At 70.7% G+C, this 16,561-nt stretch carries 15 protein-coding genes; 4 read left to right on the top strand and 11 right to left on the bottom strand.

Annotated elements, in window-relative coordinates; all coding sequences use genetic code 11:
- The first annotated feature begins 145 nt into the window (after positions 1–145).
- The gene (locus tag AAFF41_RS25145) at positions 146–1,279 is read left to right on the top strand and encodes an acyl-CoA dehydrogenase family protein (protein WP_319753762.1); all 1,134 of its coding nucleotides are present in this window, start codon (positions 146–148) and stop codon (positions 1,277–1,279) included.
- A 106-nt stretch (positions 1,280–1,385) separates the two neighbouring features.
- Here AAFF41_RS25145 and AAFF41_RS25140 read toward each other — a convergent pair whose 3' ends face one another.
- The 4 genes from AAFF41_RS25140 to AAFF41_RS25125 form a co-directional block, all read right to left on the bottom strand.
- A complete protein-coding gene (locus AAFF41_RS25140; protein WP_319753768.1) occupies positions 1,386–1,715 on the bottom strand; it encodes a rhodanese-like domain-containing protein in 330 nt (109 codons plus the stop codon).
- A gap of 72 nt (positions 1,716–1,787) precedes the next feature.
- A complete protein-coding gene (locus AAFF41_RS25135; RefSeq protein WP_054237232.1) occupies positions 1,788–2,687 on the bottom strand; it encodes a hypothetical protein in 900 nt (299 codons plus the stop codon).
- Between the two features lie 196 nt (positions 2,688–2,883).
- Entirely contained in the window at positions 2,884–4,431 is a 1,548-nt protein-coding gene (locus tag AAFF41_RS25130) for a DUF2252 domain-containing protein (RefSeq protein WP_425526160.1), read from the bottom strand.
- Between the two features lie 135 nt (positions 4,432–4,566).
- Positions 4,567–4,938: a winged helix-turn-helix transcriptional regulator gene (locus tag AAFF41_RS25125; RefSeq protein WP_060900223.1), complete on the bottom strand. Its 372-nt coding sequence runs from the start codon at positions 4,936–4,938 to the stop codon at positions 4,567–4,569.
- Positions 4,939–5,041: 103 nt separating this feature from the next.
- Here AAFF41_RS25125 and AAFF41_RS25120 point away from each other — a divergent pair, with 103 nt between their 5' ends.
- Complete coding sequence (locus AAFF41_RS25120; RefSeq protein ID WP_075033392.1) at positions 5,042–5,695, top strand: FMN-dependent NADH-azoreductase; 654 nt, start codon at positions 5,042–5,044, stop codon at positions 5,693–5,695.
- A gap of 229 nt (positions 5,696–5,924) precedes the next feature.
- Here the strand turns inward: AAFF41_RS25120 and AAFF41_RS25115 are convergent, their stop codons facing one another.
- A complete protein-coding gene (locus tag AAFF41_RS25115) occupies positions 5,925–6,767 on the bottom strand; it encodes an NAD(P)H-binding protein (RefSeq protein ID WP_319753760.1) in 843 nt (280 codons plus the stop codon).
- A 127-nt stretch (positions 6,768–6,894) separates the two neighbouring features.
- Positions 6,895–7,929, bottom strand: a complete 1,035-nt coding sequence (locus tag AAFF41_RS25110) for a helix-turn-helix transcriptional regulator (protein ID WP_343324657.1) — start codon at positions 7,927–7,929, stop codon at positions 6,895–6,897.
- Positions 7,930–8,050: 121 nt separating this feature from the next.
- Here AAFF41_RS25110 and AAFF41_RS25105 point away from each other — a divergent pair, with 121 nt between their 5' ends.
- The gene (locus AAFF41_RS25105) at positions 8,051–8,665 is read left to right on the top strand and encodes a TIGR03086 family metal-binding protein (RefSeq protein ID WP_319753758.1); all 615 of its coding nucleotides are present in this window, start codon (positions 8,051–8,053) and stop codon (positions 8,663–8,665) included.
- 84 nt (positions 8,666–8,749) lie between these two features.
- Here AAFF41_RS25105 and AAFF41_RS25100 read toward each other — a convergent pair whose 3' ends face one another.
- From AAFF41_RS25100 to AAFF41_RS25080, 5 genes are all read right to left on the bottom strand, one after another.
- Positions 8,750–10,261, bottom strand: coding sequence for an FAD-binding oxidoreductase (locus tag AAFF41_RS25100; RefSeq protein ID WP_319753757.1), 1,512 nt, complete (start codon positions 10,259–10,261; stop codon positions 8,750–8,752).
- Between the two features lie 223 nt (positions 10,262–10,484).
- Positions 10,485–12,185 carry an NAD(P)/FAD-dependent oxidoreductase gene (locus tag AAFF41_RS25095; protein ID WP_060900219.1) on the bottom strand — a complete coding sequence of 567 codons (1,701 nt, stop codon included), beginning with the start codon at positions 12,183–12,185 and terminating at the stop codon, positions 10,485–10,487.
- A gap of 110 nt (positions 12,186–12,295) precedes the next feature.
- Entirely contained in the window at positions 12,296–13,771 is a 1,476-nt protein-coding gene (locus AAFF41_RS25090) for an FAD-dependent monooxygenase (protein ID WP_343324656.1), read from the bottom strand.
- A 225-nt stretch (positions 13,772–13,996) separates the two neighbouring features.
- Positions 13,997–14,392 carry a pyridoxamine 5'-phosphate oxidase family protein gene (locus tag AAFF41_RS25085; protein ID WP_054237224.1) on the bottom strand — a complete coding sequence of 132 codons (396 nt, stop codon included), beginning with the start codon at positions 14,390–14,392 and terminating at the stop codon, positions 13,997–13,999.
- A 47-nt stretch (positions 14,393–14,439) separates the two neighbouring features.
- Positions 14,440–15,933, bottom strand: a complete 1,494-nt coding sequence (locus AAFF41_RS25080; protein ID WP_319753755.1) for an MFS transporter — start codon at positions 15,931–15,933, stop codon at positions 14,440–14,442.
- A 197-nt stretch (positions 15,934–16,130) separates the two neighbouring features.
- Here AAFF41_RS25080 and AAFF41_RS25075 point away from each other — a divergent pair, with 197 nt between their 5' ends.
- Positions 16,131–16,547 (top strand): winged helix-turn-helix transcriptional regulator, encoded by a 417-nt coding sequence (locus tag AAFF41_RS25075; RefSeq protein ID WP_319753767.1) that lies wholly within the window; start codon positions 16,131–16,133, stop codon positions 16,545–16,547.
- The last annotated feature ends 14 nt before the right edge of the window (positions 16,548–16,561 follow it).

Here is a 16,561-nt window from a genome sequence, read left to right as displayed (position 1 = left end):
GAGAAAAACCGAACGTTCGGTCTGCCGAGGGGACAGCCCTTCCGCGGCCGGACCGTTCCCTTCTTGTAGAACCTGCTCTATCTTGACGCTCCGTCAGATCTGGTGTCCGCCGGGTCGGTGGATCGGTGCGTGGGAGGACAGGGACGTGGACTTCACCTTCACCGAGGAGCAGCAGGCGGCGGTCGAGGCGGCGAGGGCGGTGTTCGGCGGGGTCGCGCCCGACGCAGTGCCCAGCCCCGCGATCACCGCGGGCGCCGTCGCCGACGACTTCGACCGGGCCCTGTGGACGAAGCTCGCCGATGCGGATCTGCTGAGTCTGTTGCTCGCCGCGGAGTACGGCGGGGCGGGCCTGGACGCGATCGCGCTGTGCCTGGTGCTGCGCGAGGCGGCGAAGGTGCTGGCGCGGGTGCCGTTGCTGGAGAGCAGTGCGGCGGCGGTGGCCGTGCAGGCGTACGGCGGTGAGGAGTTGAAGGCGGAGCTGCTCGCGCGGGCGGGCCGGGGCGAGGTCGTGCTGACCGTCGCGGCGAACGGGCGGACCGGGCACGACCCGGCCGAACTCGCCGTGACCGCACGGCGGGACGGTGACGCGTGGGTGCTGGACGGAGTGCAGACGGCGGTTCCGTGGGCGGAGAACGCCGACTTCACCGTCGTACCCGCGCACACGGGCGAGGGCCGGACCGTCCTCGCGCTGGTACCCCGGGTTCATGAGGGGGTCGCCCTCGGCGAGCAGATCTCCACGACCGGGGAACGGCTCGGCGAGCTGCGTCTGGAGTCCGCGCGGATCACCGCCCGGGATGTCATCGACGCCGACGGGGCGTGGGAGTGGCTGCGAGAGCTGTTGGCCACCGGGACGTGCGCGCTGGCGCTCGGGCTCGGTGAGCGGGTGCTCTCGATGACGAGCACGTACACGGGCAAGCGGGAGCAGTTCGGGTTCCCGGTCGCCACGTTCCAGGCCGTCGCCGTGCAGGCCGCGGACCGCTATATCGACCTGCGGGCGATGGAGGCGACGCTGTGGCAGGCCGCGTGGCGGATCAGTACGGGGGCGGGGGGTGCGCTTCCGGCGTCCGGGGACGTGGCCGTCGCCAAGATCTGGGCGTCGGAAGGGGTACGACGGGTCGTGCAGACCGCGCAGCATCTGCACGGGGGGTTCGGCGCCGACGTCGACTACCCGCTGCACCGGTACCACGCCTGGGCCAAGCAGCTTGAGCTGTCGCTCGGACCGGCGGCGGCGCACGAGGAGGCACTGGGGGATCTGCTCGCGGCCCATCCCCTGGGCTGAACGCCCACGCCCGCGGCACGCCCTCGCCTCTCCGGACGCCGGTGCCCCGCGGGCGTGAACCCTCGCCGGTGACTACCGCACGAAGCCGGGAGTGCCCCGCCGGTGGCTACAGCACGAAACCGGGGGTGCCCTTGTCGTCCACGACCGGGCGGCCGGCGGCGGCCCAGACCTGCATGCCACCGTCGACGTTCACGGCGTCGATGCCCTGCTGGACCAGGTACATCGTGACCTGCGCCGAACGGCCCCCGGAGCGGCAGATCACATGGACCCTGCCGTCCTGCGGCGCCGCCTCGGTCAGCTCGCCGTAGCGAGCGACGAACTCACTGATGGGGATGTGCAGCGCCCCCGCGGCATGGCCCGCCTGCCACTCGTCGTCCTCCCGGACGTCCAGCAGGAAGTCTCCGTCCACGAGATCCCCGACCTCGACCGTGGGCACACCAGATCCAAAACTCATGCCCCCGACGCTACCCGACCGGGCAGGCGACCCGAAGCCCCCGCCGGACAGGCCCTAGTCGACCAGCCGGGCCAGCTCCTTCTCGCGCTCGTCGACCTGGGCCAGCAGCTGCTCGGCGATCTCGTCCAGGAGCCGGTCCGGGTCCTCCGGGGCCATTTTGAGCATGGCGCCGATGGCGCTCTCCTCCAGCTCGCGGGCGACCAGGGTCAGCAGTTCCTTGCGCTGGGCGAGCCACTCGAGGCGGGCGTAGAGCTCCTCGCTGCGGCTCGGCTTCCACTCCTCGGGCACCGGACCCGCCGCCCACTCCTCGGACAGCTCCCGCAGCAGGGCCTCGTCGCCTCGGCTGTACGCGGCGTTGACCCGGGCGATGAACTCGTCGCGCCGCCTGCGCTCGTCGTCGTCCTGTGCCAGGTCGGGGTGGGCCTTGCGGACCAGCTCACGGTAGAGCTGACGGGCCTCGTCGCTGGGGCGTACGCGCTGCGGGGGGCGTACGGACTGGTCCGTCAGCATCGCCACCGCCTCGGGGAACAGTCCCTCGGAGTCCATCCAGCCGTGGAAGAGCTCCTCGACCCCGGGCATCGGCATGACCCGCGCCCGGGCCTCGTCCGCCTTGCGTATGTCCTCCACGTCTCCGGTGCGCGCGGCGACCGCCTCGGCGATCTGCGCGTCCAGCTCGTCGAGCCGCGAGTACATCGGGCCGAGCTTCTGGTGGTGCAGGCGCGAGAAGTTCTCGACCTCGACGCGGAAGGTCTCCACGGCGATCTCGAACTCGATCAACGCCTGCTCGGCCGCCCGCACGGCCCGCTCCAGCCGCTCCTCGGGCCGCGCCTGCGCCTCGGGCGCCGCCTCCGGGGCGGACTCGTCGTGGGCATCCGCATCCCCGGCGCCCTGGGGCCGGGCATCCTCGGCCTGGGTACGGTCGGACTCGCTGTGCTCGGCTTCCGGGGTCGTCACCCGACCAGACTAGGCCACGGCCCCGTACGACTCGCGGCCTTCCCCCGGCCGGGGCGGTGCGCCACGCCCCGGCCGCGCCGCTCTCGGCCCGACCTCGCTCCTCTCAGCCCCGCCCTCTCCTCTCGATCCGGCGGCGCGAGGGTGTCCCTCTTGCGGCTCACCGTGGTGGCTCACCGCTGTGGCTCACCGTGGTGGCTCACACCCCGAGCTCCGCCGCCAACCGCCCCGCCCTGACCGCCGCGACCAGCTCCGCGTGGTCCGCCTCCGTACGGTCGGCGTAGGCCACGGCGAACGAGGCGATGGACTCGTCCAACTCCTCGCTCTTCCCGCAGTACCCGGCGATGAGGCGGGGGTCGGCGGTGTGGGTGTGGGCGCGCGCGAGAAGGGCGCCGGTCATACGGGCGTAATCGTCGACCTGGTCGGCGGCGAGGGCGGCGGGGTCGACGCTGCCCTTGCGGTTGCGGAACTGGCGTACCTGGAAGGGGCGGCCCTCGACGGTGGTCCAGCCGAGCAGGATGTCGCTGACGACCTGCATGCGCTTCTGGCCGAGGACGACGCGGCGGCCCTCGTGCGGCACCTCGGGTATGGCGTGGCCTGCCGTCGCCAGGTGCGGGAGCAGCGCCGAGGCGCGGGCCTCCTTCACCTGGAGGACCAGGGGTTCGCCGCGGTGGTCGAGGAGCAGCACGACATAGGAGCGGGTGCCGACGCTGCCGGTGCCGACGACGCGGAAGGCGACGTCGTGCACCGCGTACCGGGCGAGGAGGGGGAGGCGGTCCTCGGAGACGGTGGTCAGGTAGTGCTCCAGCGAGGCCGCGACCGCCGCGGCCTCCGCGTCGGGTACCCGGCGCAGCACCGGAGGCGCGTCCAGGAAGCGGTGGCTGCCGTCCTCCGTCGGCTGGGTCGACTTGGCCGCGAACCGTCCGCTGGTGTTGGCCCGCGCCTTCTCCATGACCCGCTCCAGGGTGCCGAGCAGGTCGTGGGCGTCGGCGTGGGAGACGAGTTCCTCGTCCGCGATGGCGTTCCACGCGTCCAGCACCGGGAGCTTCGCGAGCAGCCGCTGCGTGCGTCGGTAGGCACCGACCGCGTCGTGGGCGGCCTTGCGACAGGTGTCCTCGTCCGCGCCCGCTTCCCTGCCCGCGAGCACGAGCGAGGTGGCGAGGCGCTTGAGGTCCCACTCCCAGGGGCCGTGTGCCGTCTCGTCGAAGTCGTTCAGATCGATGACCAGGCCGCCGCGCGCGTCTCCGTACAGGCCGAAGTTGGCCGCGTGGGCGTCGCCGCAGATCTGGGCGGCGATGCCGGTCGCGGGGGTGCGCGCGAGGTCGTAGGCCATGAGGCCCGCCGAGCCGCGCAGGAAGGCGAAGGGGGTGGCGGCCATCCTGCCGACCCGTATCGGAGTGAGCTCCGGGATCCGGCCGAGGTTGGACTCCTCGACGGCGGTCACCGCGTCCGGCCGGCCGGCGTCGAAGGTCAGCTCCGCGTGCGCGCCGCGCGGCACCCGTCGGCGCAGCGCCTTGCCCTCTTCCTTGGGTGCGGCCTGCACGGACCGGCCCGCGAATCCCCGCACGGCGAAGACTCCGGAGACCCTGGACGCCTGCCGACCCGGCTCGCTCCGACGGCTTTCTTCGCTCCGCCGACCCCGTTCGCCCTGTTCGCCCTGTTCGCCCTGATGATCCTGATCGTCCTGGCCGCCCGGTCGGCTCCGCTGGTCCTGCTGCGCCCGATCCGCTGCACCAAGATCCGTCATACCGACTGCCTCCCCCGTCACGCACGAACATCAACTCGTGATGACCGTACCGCCGGTGGCCGAAACGCGTCAGACCCTGTGGACAACTCCCAGCCTGTGGAAAACCCGCCCCGGCGAATCAGCCCCGGTCCAGGGTCACTTGCGGAGTTCGCCCGGGCACGGCGGGCTCCCCGGCAGGTGCTTCTCCGCCCAGGTTCCGAGTTCCACGAGCGCGGGCTGCAGTGCGGCGCCCGCCTCCGTCAGGCCGTACACGACGCGCAACGGAGGGCCCTCGTCGACCTCGCGGACGACCAGCCCCGCCGCGCCGAGTTCCGTGAGGCGGTCGGAGAGCATCCGTTCGCTGATGCCGGGGATCGCTCTGCGCAGGTCGGCGAAGTGCGCGGGGTGCGGCAGCAACACGGCCACGACCAGGCCGGTCCAGCGCTTCCCGAGCAGTTGGAAGACGCGCGCCATGCCGTCGTCGACCCTCTGGCACGGCCCTGCGTCGTGAGTCCCCGGCTCTGGCATGGGTCCAGAGTACTGTGTTCCCGTGAGGGGATGAAAAAAAGTAAGTAGCTGTGTTATCTCTAGTCCAGTACGAAAAGTTCGCCCCCTCCCCCTGGAGATCCCCATGGCCACCCTCCTGCACGTCGACTCGTCCGTTTTCCCGGGCGCAGCCTCCGCCTCCCGCACGGTCACGGACGCGTTCCGCAAGGCCTGGGAGGAGCAGCACCCGCAGGGCACCGTGATCTACCGCGACCTCGCCGTGAACCCGGTCCCGCACATCACGGCCGACGCCCACACCGCCGGTTTCGCCCCCGCGGACGCGCACACCCCCGAGCAGGCCGCGGCCTTCGCCGAGCGCCTGACGTTCATAGAGGAGCTGGAGCAGGCGGACGCGATCCTGATCGGCGCGCCCATGTACAACTTCACGATCCCCTCGACCCTCAAGGCGTGGCTGGACCAGGTGATCCTCATCGGCCGTACCGCCATGAGCGAGGACTCGAAGATCAAGGGCACCCCGGTCACGGTCGTCGCCAGCCGCGGCGGCTCCTACGCGCCGGGCACCCCGCGCGAGGGTTACGAGTACGTCCAGAACTACCTGGAGGCGATCCTGCGCGACACCCTCGCCCTGGACGTCCACGTCATCGTCCCGGAGCTCACGATGGCGCCGCACAACCCGGCGATGGCCGACCTGATCCCGATGTACGAGGCCTCCCGCGCCAAGGCCGTCGACGAGGCGGTCACGAAGGCCAAGGAGTTCGCCGAGCGCTTCGCCGCGTAGCGCCCCTCCGGGGAGGGCCGCATGCACCCCTGCCCCGGTACACCCCCCTCACGACGCGACGGCCCCGCAGGTTCGTGACCTGCGGGGCCGTCGCGTCGCACGAGCCGACGGCCCATACGAACTGTCGTGCTGTATGGGCCGCCGAATGCCCACTGCCGCGGGGGATGGATCACAGCGGGCATCCGGCGGCGGTACCGGGGGGACGAGCGGGTCGAGTGGGCCGAGCCGGCTACTTGAACGCCGGGAGGCTGCGGCTCACCCAGCCGGAGAACGGGGTGGCCCGGCGGCCCAGGACCTTCTCCACATCGGGGCTGACCCGCTGTTCGGCGGGGAGCGGGGCGCCGAGGATGTCCAGGGTGCCGGGGATGACGTCCTCCGGCATGAACTGGGCCATGTGGGTGTGGGCGGCCTCGCGGGTCAGTTCCACGAAGGTCACCTCCTCACCGATGGCCTCGGCGATCACATCGGCCTGCGCACGCGGGCTGACCGCTTCGGGGCCGGTCACCTCGTACGTACGACCGGCATGACCGTCCTCACGCAGGACGACCGCGGCGACCGCGGCGATGTCCGCGGGGTCGACGACCGGCAGGGCCACGTCACCGAACGGGGCGAAGACCGTGCGGTCGGCGCGGACCGACTCGGCCCAGGCGAAGGCGTTGGAGGCGAATCCGCCCGCGCGCAGAATGGTGAAGTCGAGGCCCGAGCCGCGTACGGCCTCCTCGAACTCGCGCAGCCTGCCGTGCGAGGCGGAGTCGGGGCGGGTGGCGTTGATCTGCGAGGAGAGCAGGACGACCCGCTTGACCCCGGCGTCCCTGGCGGCGGCCAGCAGGTCGGTCGCGGCCTCGCCGTAACCGAGCAGTTCGCCGGCGAGCAGGATGAAGAAGGCGTCGGCGCCTTCGAGGACCGGCCGCATGCTCTCGGCGCTGCCGAGGTCGGCCTGGGCGTGACGGACACCGTCCGTCGGGGAGGGCAGCGGGCGGCGCGAGACCGCCACGACCTGCTCCCCCGCCTCGGCGAGCGCCTCGATCAGCGGACGTCCGACATTTCCGGTGGCTCCAGTGACGACAATCATCAGAAAAAACTCCCTAGTGCGTTAATCCGAACCAGTAATCAGCAGTCATCTGTTGCATCGGTGTGGGGAGGGGAGTGAAGAGGGGGGTGGGGGTCGGTGTGGGGATCGGTGCGGGGAAATCCGCCGGTCACACGTGGTGGGCGGCCATGACAGGGACGCTAACATCCTCCGTATAGTAGGTACCTAGAGGAAAGTGGCTATCCAAGCGGGTCTCTTCCTCGCGCCCGCCGTACACCGCGGTGAGCGAACGGCCCAGCCGCACGAGCGACTCCCGCGCCTCCGGAGGGTCGAGCACCTCGACGCGACTGCCGAGACCGGCCAGTTGCGCGGCGAGCACCTCCACCGAAGGACCGTCGGCCGTGAACTCGACCCGGCCGTCGAGCTGGGCCTCGCCCGTCCGCAGTCGACCGCCCAGCAGTTGCCGCAGCACCGGCAGGGCGTCGCGGTCGGCCCGCGCCCGTACGGTCGCCGCGGTCAGCCGCTGTTCCACCTCGGCGGCCAACTCCCGCCAGGCGGCGGCGAGGTCGAAACCCTCCGGGCGCCGCACCGGCTCGCCGGTCCTGGTCGCGGAGGTGACCCGGCCGAGTCGGAAGGTGCGCAGCCCCTCCTCGGTACCGGCGACGAGGTACCAGCGGCCGGCCTTCGAGACCAGGCCGAGCGGGTGCACCGTGCGCTCGCCCGGAGCCCGGTCGGGATGGGCGTAGCCGAGCCGGACCTGTTCGCCGTCGAGCACCGCCCGCTCCAGAGTGTGCTGGTGGGGGCCGCCGCCACCCGCCGTGCGCGACCAGTCGACACCGTCGATGAGGATGGCCTTGGCGGCCGCCTCGGCGTGCGGCCGCATGGGCGCGGGCACGGCCCGCATCAACTTCCGTAACGCGGCACGCAGTTCGGGCGAGGCGGACAAGGGGCCCGCGGCCAGGAACAGCGCCCCGATCTCCCGCGAGGTGAAACCGGTCAGATCGGTGCGGGCGCCGCCGACCAGGCTCCATCCGCCGCCCCGGCCGCGCTGCGAGTAGACGGGGACACCGGCGGTGGTGAGGGCCTCCAGGTCGCGGCGCGCGGTGCGTTCCGACACCTCCAGCTCCTCGGCCACCTCGCGCACGGTCACCCGCCCGCGCGCCTGGAGCAGCAGCAGGGTCGCCACCAGACGGTCAGCCTTCACAACAACCTCCCCCCTTCGCGATTTTGAGATGCTTTGAGCCAATACATCTATTTTCAGCAAGATCTGATGAGGCTTCAGAAATAGGCCACAAGATGACCTGTTTGACCTCGACGATGAAGACATGACTCAAGACATGGCCGACAGCACCAATCCCCCCGCCAACCCGCCCACCGACCCCCGTGGCGGCCTGTTCAAGGCCGTCGAGCTCACCGGACGCACGCTCGCCGCGCTGCGCCCCGAGCAGTACGACACCGTCACCCCGTGTCCCGACTACTCGGTCCGTGACATGGCCAACCACGTGGTGTCCGTGCTGCGCCGGGTCGCCGTCATGGGCGCGGGCGGCTCCTTCATGAGCGTTCCGCACTTCGCCCAGGACGTTCCCGACGGCGACTGGGCCAAGGCCTGGGCGGAGGCGACGAAGGAGTTCGACGCGGTGTGGTCGGACCCGGCCGTACTGGGCCGCCAGATCGGTCTGCCCTGGGGCCCGGTTCCCGGGGTGGTCGCCTCGGTGATCTACACCAACGAGTTCGTGCTGCACGCCTGGGACCTGGCGAAGGCGACCGGTCAGAGCCCCGAGTGGGACCCGGAGATGCTCGCCGCGCCGCTGGCCCACATGCACCGGGCCGTGCCCGCGGAACCCCGCGGCGGCCAGGTGCCGTTCGGTCCGGTGGTGGAGGTGCACGAGGACGCTCCCGACATCGACAAGCTGGTGGGCTGGTACGGACGTCGTCCCTGACGGGGCGACGCGGCAGACGATCGAGCGGGCGGGCCGCCGGAGATCGATCCGGCGGCCCTCCCCCATGTCCGGGATCATGAAGCGTCAGGCTCCGATGCCCTGGGCGAACTTGAAGTAGCGGTACGGGTCGTACTTCGCCTTCACGACCTTCAGCCGCGCGTAGTTCTCGGCGTAGTACGACTGCCGCCAGTTCGGCAGCTCCGCGTCCATCCAGTTCTGGTACGTCTCGCCGTTGGACAGCGGATCGATGGTGTCGAACCCGTGGTCCACCCAGCTGGTGGCGACGGCCGTGGCCTCGGCGGTGACCTGGGCCGGGTCGTTGATCAGGACCCGGTAGTTGACGGAGAAGAGCGAGTCACGGTGCACGTACGCCGTGTCGGTGCGGGCCGGGTCGTTGGCCGCGCCCCCGAAGAAGTGGAAGTCGAGGTACCGGGCCTGCCCGGCCTTGCGGTCGGCGTCGAAGGCCGTCACCACGTTCGCCCAGTCGCTCTGTGCGTAGGGCGCGCTGCCCAGCCGGGTCCGCTCCAGACCGAAGGCCGGCCGGGTGAGCACCCCGCTCGGCGACTTCCCGGCGCGCTGGCACTGGTCCTGGGTCAGGGTGCTGCAACCGAAGATCATCATCATGACCTGCTGGTACGTCATGACCGCGTCCTGGCGGGCCGTCACCGCGCCGGTCAGCGACAGCAACCGCGCCGCCTCCGAGGCCAGTTCGGCCGGGGTGCCGCGGGAGGCGAGGAAGACGTTGAGCGCCGGTACGGTGCCGGGCGCCGCGTCGGCCTGGACGAGGTAGGCGCCGCCGCCGATGGTGCGGGGGGCGTCCACCAGCCACTGGCCCACGCCGTGCAGCACGTCGGCCGCGCGGTCGTACGGGAAGATCAGGTTGCTGATGGCCATCTGGTCGCCCTCGTGCGGGGTGACCGTGAAGCGGGTGACGACACCGAAGTTGCCGCCACCGCCGCCGCGGATCGCCCAGAAGAGGTCGGGGTGGCTGGTCGGCGAGGCGGTCACCACGCAGCCGTCGGCGAGGACCACCTCGGCCGAGGTGATCGCGTCGCAGGCCATACCGGTCGGGCGGGTCAGGAAGCCGAAACCGCCGCCCTGGAGGAAGCCGCCGGCCGACACGGTGGGGCAGCCACCCTCGCTGACCACCAGGGCGTGCGGGGCGAGCGCGTTGAGTATCTCGACGTTCTTGGCGCCGGGGCCGATGTCGACGGTCCCGTTGCCGACGGTGATCGCGTTGAGCCGTGACACGTCGATGATCAGGCCGGGTGTGGTCGAGTAGCCGGCGAAGCTGTGGCCGCCGCTGCGGACCGCGGACGGGAGTCCGTTGTCCTGGGCGAAGCGCAGCGCGACGGAGACGTCGGAGGAGCTGACGCAGTACGCGACGGCCCGCGGGTTGACCGAGTCGAACTGGCCGAGTTCCAGCTGCTTGGCCACGCCGTAACCGGAGTCGGTGGGCAGCACCAGCTGTCCCTGGAGCTTGCCGGCGAGGGTGCTCCAGGGGGCGGAGGAGCCCGCGGAGACGGGGCTGTTGGGCAGGACGGCCAGGCCGACGGCGGCGGTTCCCGCACCGATCAGTGCTCTACGTGTGATCACGGATGTCCCAAGGTTCTAGGAAGCGGTGGATGTAGGTGGAAGTCAGTGGGGGGAGACGTAGAGGAAGGAGCAAGGGGCCGGCGCCGGGCCCACGGGGGGAAGGTGGGCCCGGCGCCGGAACCGGGGGGAAGTGGCTCTGTGAAGGCGGGCCCGGGAGGCGAGCCCGGGACGCCGGGCCTTCGAGTCGGGGCCTTCGCGATGGGCCTTCGCGATGGGGCCGAGGTCAGGACACCTTGCGGCCGCGCACCCCCTGCTTGACGACGCCGGCCAGCATCGAGCGGCCGAGGTCGCGCATCTCCTTGGGTCCGGAGGTGCTGGCCCACCACATGAACTTCATCATCGTGGGGGTGGTGGCCCGGAAGAACCGGAGGTCCTCGGGGCCCTTCCAGCCGAAGGGCGTGTTGACGGACTCGCAGTCGCGGATCGCCTCGAAGACGATGTCCGCCGCCTTGTCACCGTCGATCTCGCCCGCCTCGTACCGCTCGCAGGTCTCTGCGGTGGTGTCGAAAAGGACCTTGAAGGCGTGGCTGTCCGGCCACCACAGGCCCGTGTAGGGCGCCTTCTCCATCTCCTTGAAGTGCCGGTCGTCACCGTCGAGCTGGAAGTTCTGGCGCGCCATGATCTGGCGCATGGTGGCCGGCGTGGTGAAGCACGCCCACACCCGGAACACCGCGTTCCACAGCCGGAAGTGGCTGAAGGCGATGTACGAGCTGTTGACGATCTTGTCGTTGTACTCCAGGAGCCCCTGCTCCAGGCGCTCCACGTACTCGAAGCGCTCCTCGGTGAAATCGTTCTCGCGCAGGGCGTCCAGGATCCGGTAGGCGAGGGCGTCGACGACCTCGAAGGTGTTGGACAGACCGCGCGAGTACAGCGGGTCGATGAAACCGGCCGCGTGCGACATCAGGCACCAGCGGGCGCCGATGGTGCGCTTGGAGGAGTACTGGAGGCGGTCGGTGGAGACCCACTCGCGGATCCGCTTGGCGCCCTCGAACTGCCGCTTCACCGCCGGGTACATGTCGAGGTAGTGGTTGAACTCCTGGTCCGGCGTCATGTCCTTCGGCTTGGGGTACAACCGCTCGTCGAAGGTCAGGCCGACACTGCAGGCCGGGTTCTTGGAGTCCTTGTAGTTGTCGAACGGGATGATCCAGAACCAGCCCCGCTCGATGAGGTGGTGCAGGGTGCCGCCGTGGAAGGGCGACTCGGCGGGCGGGCGCAGCGCCTCCGGGTAGTTGCACACGTCGTCGTACGGCTTGATGCCGACGTAGTGCGTGAACAGCGAACGCGCGTGGTGCTTGTGCCGGGGCGGGTTCTCGCGCAGGTCGAACTTCTGCGCGAGCGGGGAGCGGAAACCGCTCGCGTCGATCAGGTACTTGGCCCGGAAGACCTCGCCGTTCCTGCCGGTGATGGTGACACCGTCGTCGTCGACGTCGAGGTCGGTGGCGAACCAGTTCTGGCGGAGCGTGCAGCCGTACTTGGCGGCGACGTTCAGGTAGTGGGAGTCCGTGTCCTGGCGGAAGAGGTGCACCGCCTCGGTGAGCATCTTCGGGATGACGAACATCGTCGCCTCGTGCGGGTCCGGCTCGCGGTTCGGCCGGTGCGTGACGAAGCCGAAGCTCTGCTTGCGGCCGTGCGTCGGGCCGATGTGCTCGGTGACCGCCTTCACGTCCAGCATGTGCTTGATCTCGGGCACGTCGTAGCGCACGGCCAGAATGTGCAGCCACTCGACGAGCTGCGGGTTCTGGGACTCGCCGACGGCGAACCTGGGGTGCTGACCGGCGTCGATGAGCACCACGTTCGCGCCCTGACGGGCCAGGATCGCTCCCATGATCGAGCCCGCGAGGCCCGACCCCAGGATGGCTACGTCGCATTCGGTCCACTCGGCGGCCTTGTCGGCCTTCTTCGCTTCCTCAGCCTTGGTGGGCAAGACCGCACTCCTCTTTCTCGTTTCACGGACGGGTCGGATGGGTGGCGCGCGTCCTACTGGAGGGATTCGGATCAACGGGTCGGGTCAACGGGTCGGGTCGACCGGGGGATTCAGGCGGCGGTGCCGGGCTCGCCGAACCACTGGGCGAGCGCGTCGGTCAGGCCGTCCGTGGAACCGTCGGCGCCGACCCAGGCGATGTAGCCGTCGGGGCGTACGAGGAGGTCGGCGGCCGGGGCGGCGGCGTCGGGCCGGGTGGCGGTGACGACGTCGACGCGGTCGGACCAGGCGCCCGCGGCCTCGCGCAGCGCCGCGTTGTCGTGCAGGTCGAGGAGGACCGGGCGGCCCTGGTGCAGCAGCTCGTACGTGGTGGTCTTCTCGTCGCCGACCAGGAGTTCCTGGTCGGGCAGCCGGCGGCCGAGCAGCGGGTGACCGCCCTCGACGGCGCCGTAGGTGATGTCCAGGCCGGTGACCAGGCCGACGAGGTGACGTCGTACGTCCTCGATCTGGACCAGTTCGGCGAACAGGTCGCGCAGCGGCTGGGCCTCGGGACCGCCGAGGTAGAGGGTGCGCTGGACCAGGGTGTTGTAGACGATGCGGGCGCCGACCGGGTGGCGCTCGGAGTGGTAGGTGTCGAGCAGGCCCTCCGGGGCGTGCCCCTTGACCGCGGCGGCGAGCTTCCAGCCGAGGTTGACCACGTCGCCGACACCCGCGCTGATGCCCTGGGCGCCGATCGGCAGGTGGATGTGGGCGGCGTCGCCCGCGAGGAAGACCCGGCCCTTGCGGTACTCGGCGGCGTGCCGGCTGGCGTCGGTGAAGTAGCTGGTCCACAGCTGCTTGGCACCGCTGATGTCCTCGCCGGTCACCCGCTGGAAGGCGGCGGCCACCTCCTCGAAGGTGGGCGGCTCCTGGGTGGGGCGGACACCGGCGCCGCGCTCGAAGACCACCACGCGGGTGGCGCCCGGGCCGAGCGGCAGCACCACGACCATGCCGGCCTCGCCGACCTCACCGGTGGGGCGCAGCCGCAGCTGGACTCCGGCGACGTCCGCCATCTTCATCTCGATGGTGGCGCTGACGCCGGGGAAGTCGATCCCGGCCAGGTGACGGACGGTGGAGCGGGCGCCGTCACAGCCGACGACGTACGCGGCGCGCAGCGTCTCGACGCCCTCCGGGCCCGCTACCTCGACCTGGACCCCGTTCTCGTCCTGCGTCAGGCCGATGACCTCGTGGCCCCGGCGGACGTCGGCGCCCAGACCCACGGCCCACTTGTTGATGATGGCCTCGGTGCGCGACTGCGGAACACCGCGGACACCGAAATTTCCGCCCTCGACAATGCGGTAGTCGATGGGGAGTCCACCGAAATGGCCGCCGGGTATGGTCTCCAGCGGACCGAAATCCTCGAGAAGGCCGCGCTGGCCGAATTCCTCGATCGTACGGGCGGAGAATCCCAGCGCACGGGACTGCTGCATCGGCTGTTCCAGCCGGTCGAGCACGATGACCGAGAGACCCGAGAGGCGCAGTTCTCCCGCGAGCATGAGACCCGAGGGCCCCGCTCCGGCAACGATCACATCGGCATTGAAGGCGTCCATATTCCCTCTCCCGCTGGCGTTTTCTCCAGTATTCCGAGGGCTCCCGGGAAGCTGAATGGCCGCCGATACAGGACTCTGACAAGTTCGTCAGAGGCCTTGCAGCTACTGGGCGGTACGGGTTGGCGAGTACCGGGCAGGTACAGGCGGAGCATGCGAGAGGGTGCCGGAAGCGTCTTCCGGCACCCTCTCGCCCCGTATGTGCTCCGGGAGTTCGGTACAGGCCGTTCAGTACAGGCCCATCACGCGGTCGACCGCGATCTCGATGACCGCGAGACCCGGGGGCTGCGGCGGCTGGGACCAGTACCGCTTGGCGTAGCGGCGCATCCCCTCCACCACCCGGGGCGGGTCGGTGGAGACGGTGGCCGGGCCCTCCAGGGTGATCCAGCGAGGGCCGACCAGCTGGCACACGGCGGCCCGGCCACCGGCCCTGGCTAACAGGTTGCGGGACTTGCGGCGGTGCACCGTGGTCATCACCCGGGCCAGGCCCGCCTCACCGTCCCAGGTGAACCGTACGGGCGCGACGTGCGGCGTGCCGTCCGGGCGAAGGGTGGTGAGGGTGCACAGGGCGTTCTCGGCGAGGAACTCCTCCGCCGCGGCGGACAGGGGCAGGGGCTTGGACATGGCCGGGTCCGTTCTTCCGTCGTCCGACTTCGGTCTCTGGTCTGCCGTCAGGCGTGCGCGGGGACGGCCGCGGACTGCTCGGAGGACTTGGTGAACGGCAGCAGCACCAGGGTCACCACGAAGGCGGCCGCGGCGAAGCAGGCGCCCACGAGGAACGCGTCGTGGAAGACGGTCGTACGGGCCTCCTGGACCAGGGCGGGAACACCGTGGGCCTTGGCCGTCAGCTCGTCGACCCGGCGGAAGGCGTAGGTCGCCGCGACCGCGAGGCCGAGCGCGCCGCCGACTTCCTGGGCGGTGTTGATGAGACCCGCGGCCAGACCCGACTCGCGCTCCTCGATCCCCGCGAACGCGGAGACCTGCAGCGGGACGAAGGACATTCCGAGGCCGAGGCCCATCAGGACGAAGGCGGGCAGCACGTCCGTCAGGTAGGAGGCGTCGGACGGCGCACGCCACAGCAGCAGCATGCCGGTCGCGGCGAGGGCGAGGCCGACCAGCAGGACGGGCTTGGCGGCGACCTTGGTGACGACCTGGGAGGCGACGCCGGCGCCGACGGCGGTGAGCACCGCGAGCGGCACGTACGCGAAGCCGGTCTTGACGGCGGAGTAGTCCAGGACCTGCTGCATGAAGAGGCTGGCGAAGAAGAACAGGGTGACGCAGGTGCCGAGCAGCAGGATGGCGATGCCGTTGGCGGCGCGCAGCGAGGGGCGGCGGAAGATGCCGAGCGGCATCAGCGGCTCCTTGGCGCGGCGCTCGATGACGACGAAGGAGACGAGCAGGATCGCGGAGAGGATGAACCCGCCGATGACCCGGCCGGTCGGGACGTTGGAGTCGGAGACGGTCTGACCGAGGGTGAAGATCAGCAGGACCAGGCCGGCGGTGAGGGTGACCGCACCGGCGACGTCGAAGGACTTGCTGCGCTGGGCGGAGCGGCTCTCGCCGACGACCATCGGGGCGACCAGGGCGCCGATGACGCCGATCGGGACGTTGATGAAGAAGATCCAGCGCCAGCCGGGCCCATCGGTGAGCAGACCGCCGAGGGTGACACCGGCGACGGCGGCGAGACCGCTGAGCGCGCCCCACGCACCGAGCGCCTTGTTGCGGGCCGGGCCCTCTTCGAAGTTGTTGGTCAGCAGGCTCAGCGCGGCGGTGGCGATGAACGCGGCCCCCAGGCCCTGGGCACCGCGGGCGCCGATCAGCATCGCGGCGTTCTGCGACACCCCGGCGAGCAGCGAGGAACCGGCGAACAGGAGCAGACCGGTCTGCAGCATCCGGCGGCGGCCGAGGGTGTCGGCGAGCCGGCCGGTCAGCAGCAGGAAGCCGCCGAGGAGCATGCCGTAGGTGGTGACCACGTACTGGAGAGCGGTGGTCGAGATGTTGAGCTCGTCCTCGATGGTCGGCAGGGCGACGTTCACGATCGACACGTCGAGGAAGGTCATGAAGCCGGCCAGGCAGAGGAAGGCCAGGATGAGGCCGGGGCGGCGGGCCGGCCCGGACTCGGCCGCCGCCTTGGCGGGGCTGTGGGTGGACTCTTGGATGGACATGTCACTCCCTAGGAGCATGAGGATTCTCGGACGGGGACGTACAGGGAGGTACTGGCTTTGCTGGCTTCTTGGAAGCTAGCATCCTGGGTATAGTAGGTACCTAGAGGAAAGTGACTTCCCGAAAGGTGATGGTCGGAATGAAGAGCACAGCCACGCAGGGCCCCACGGCCGCGAGCGGCGCCGCCGACATGACCGGCATGCCGGTCACGACCAGCCCCGAAGCCGCGCACGCGGCCGCCGCCGGCACCCCGCAGAGGTGCCCGATCGCCCCGGTCCTCGACATCGTGTTCAGCCGCTGGACCACGCCGATCCTGTGGACGCTGAACGCCTTCGGCACTCAGCGCTTCGTGGAACTGCACCGCAACATCGGCACCATCACGCCGAAGGTGCTGACGCAGCGGCTGCGTCAGCTGGAGCGGGACGGGCTGGTGATCCGCACGTACTACCCGGAGGTGCCGCCCCGCGTGGAGTACGAGATCAGCGATCTGGGACGGACCCTGGCCCCCCTGTTCGCCTCGCTCTTCGACTGGTCGACCGGCCACCTGCCGCTGGTGGAGCAGGCGCGGCAGGCGTTCGACGAGGCGGAGGAGCAGGCCGCGGCCCGCAACCACTGAGCCGGGTAGGTCCC

Origin of the sequence: Streptomyces mirabilis, assembly GCF_039503195.1 — a bacterium.
GTDB lineage: Bacteria > Actinomycetota > Actinomycetes > Streptomycetales > Streptomycetaceae > Streptomyces > Streptomyces mirabilis_D.
This window is presented reverse-complemented; position numbering and strand designations above follow the sequence as displayed.